The organism is Stenotrophomonas sp. G106K1 (assembly GCF_037969685.1).
Classification (GTDB): Bacteria; Pseudomonadota; Gammaproteobacteria; order Xanthomonadales; family Xanthomonadaceae; genus Stenotrophomonas; species Stenotrophomonas lactitubi.
This window is the reverse complement of the sequence record NZ_JBBPFR010000046.1, coordinates 1-2,823: the sequence shown is the minus strand read 5'-3', so window position 1 is coordinate 2,823 and position 2,823 is coordinate 1. Positions and strand designations below refer to the sequence as shown.

Here is a 2,823-nt window from a genome sequence, read left to right as displayed (position 1 = left end):
CTGTTCGCACCGCCGTTATGCACCACGGTCCATCCACCGCCGTTGGCGCTCTCCTCGAGGATGAAGCTCTCACTATTGGCGGGTATAGACCAGCTGAAGCTGTATTGCGGCACATTCACCAACCCCGGAGCGCTGATCACCGGCTCGATCGTCGGCGCCCCGATCACGGCAACTGTTGCAGATCCCGACCACGGCCCGCATCCAGCGCCGTTGCAGGCCGCGACGCGGTAGGCATAGCTGCCCACTCCACGTGCAGGCGTGGCATAGGAACCTGCATTGCCATCGAACAGCGTCACCCAACCACCACCGTTGGTGCTTTCCTGCAACGTGTAGCGGTCAGCACCGCCAATTCCGTTCCAGCCGATGCCAATGCTGCCCGGTGCCGAACGGGCCGGCGCTGATACTCCCGGAGCACTCGCAGGTGGGTAGACCACTGCCACCGCAGCGCTGCCGCTGTAGCTGGTACACCCCACCGGATTACACGCACGGACACGGTAGTTGAAGCTGCCTCCCGGTTTGCCGGTGAACCCCTTGGATTGGCCCACCGCATTGTGGACCTGGGTCCAGGCACCACCATTGGCACTCTCGTCGAGCTCAAAGCGCTCTGCACCGGCAGAGGCCGACCAACTGACGCTGTAGCTGCCGTTGAAGGCGGTTGCCGGTACGGTCAGCACAGGCACCGTAGCCGGCGGCAGTTCGACGGCAACCGAAGCGGTGTTGCTCCACTCACCACAGACCACGCGACAACCACGCACACGGAACTGATAGGTACCGGTAGCCAGACCGGTACTGGTGAACGCCTGCACCGCACCGTCGAAGATCGTGCTCCAAGTACCCGCCTGGGCACGCTGCAGCTCATAGCGGTTGGCGCCACCGGCCGGACTCCATGTCAAGTTAACGCTGCCTTGGGTGATGTAGCCTGGGGCGCTCAGCGCCGGAATGCTGGGTGCGGCCTCGCCGTGCACCTGCGCCACCAGACTGCCGGACAGGTACAGATAGTCTGTCTGCTTTCCCGTGCGCTCATTGCGCTGGAAACGCAGCACGCCGCCATTGTCATAGAACGAGTAGATGGCGCCCGACTCGCTGTTCCAGGCTTTCACCCGGCGTCCATGCGCGTCGTACAGATAGGCCTCCGTCGTTCCCACCGTACGCAGGCGGTTGCCGTAGTCGAAACCAAACGCCTGGCCATTGCGGATCGAAAGATTGCCCTGCACGTCATAGCCGAGACCGACAACGGTCGCGCTGCTGCCGGTATCGACGACGTTGACCAGACGATTGGTCGGATCGAAGTAGTGCGTACGATCCCGGCTGCCGACCTTGGCCCGGCGCAGGTTGTCCAGTGCGTCGTACTCATACAGCGCATTGCCAAAACCAGGTGCGGTAACCGAGCGCAGTCGATCCAGCCCGTCGTAGGCCATGTCACGATTGCCTGGCGCACCCGGCAAGCCATCAGAGATGGCCATCACGTTGCCACCCGCATCGTAGTCGTAGCTGTCATCGAGCACTGCGGCCGCAGCGGTTGCATCGCGACTTCGATCAGGAAGACCACGTGCATTCTGGGTCATCGTATGGACAACGCCATTGCCATAGACGAAGCGCGCCAAGGCACCATTGGCAAAATAGCTGGCCTCCTTCGCATAGCCCGCCACCGATGTGGCGCGGCCGAGTGCATCCGGGGCATAGCTGGCGATACGCCCGCCCGGATACGTGTTGCTCGCAAGCGTGCCATTGCCATCGTAACCATAGGCGAAGTTCACCGTTCCCAGATCCAGATACTGCAGCGTCTCGCTGCTGAGCAGACGACGATGGTTGTACTGGTAGCGATTGATGACGAGCGGACGGCCGGCCTCGTTCTGCGTACTGATTTCTGCGGGCAGGCCGTCCGGCGTGTATGACCAGGTCTGGTTGCCGCGACCATCGGGGAAGATCAACGCCAGCAGTCGATTGGCAGCGTCATAGCTGCGCTGCACCGCACGCCCGCTGGCAAGCGCCTCGGCGCGATTGCAGTCGCTGGCGTTGGTCAAACCCGTACCGGCAGCCGACCACAGGACATTGCCGGCAGCATCGTAGTCCTGCACCGTCGCCCCGGTTTCCGGCTCGATGGTCTTGCACAGCTGCTGGTAACCGTCATAGACATAACGGCGGGTCAGCGCCTGGCTGCCGTCGGCGCTGCGACGGGTGATCGCCAGCGGCTTGCCGAGAACGTCGCGCTGGATCTCGGTCACGACCCCTTCTGGATGCTGCAGCGTCAGCGGCATCTCATAGGTGGGCTGGTCATAGGCCAGGTGCCGTGTTGTGGTCGACTGGCCGCGTGGATTGGTCACCTTCACAGACAGGTTGCCCACGAACTCGGAGCGAGTCACCAAGGCGCCAAGTTCGGACGACTGGCTGACCACGACCGGTCGACCCAGCGCATCGTACTGCGTGCTGGTGCCACCAAGCGACCCGTTGATGTCGGAAAGCGAGCGAACAGGATAGGACGCGAACACTGTTTTGCCACTGGTGTCGTAGCGGGTCACGACTGCGCTATCGAGAACGTTGTCTGCATTTTCAGTGACCAGCACCGGGCGGAACATGGCGTCCAGATAAGTGTCGGTCCGTCTACCGCCTTGGGTTCGGGAATGCTTCCATGCGCCAGCCGGCACGCCGAACTGCGCTCCGCCCAACCGCTGCAGGTCCATGGTCACCGCATTCCAACTCACGGTGTCGCCACCAGGGAACTGCTGGCTGCGTAGGCGCCCCATGCTGTCGTAGCTGAAACTGGTGGTCGCACCGATTTCATCGGTCAACGAGGTGATCCAACCGTTGTCGTCCACCACAACG

At 62.6% G+C, this 2,823-nt stretch carries 1 pseudogene; it reads right to left on the bottom strand.

The window, feature by feature from the left end:
- Positions 1-2,823: pseudogene (locus WKB25_RS20985) on the bottom strand (wall-associated protein); the annotation flags it as partial.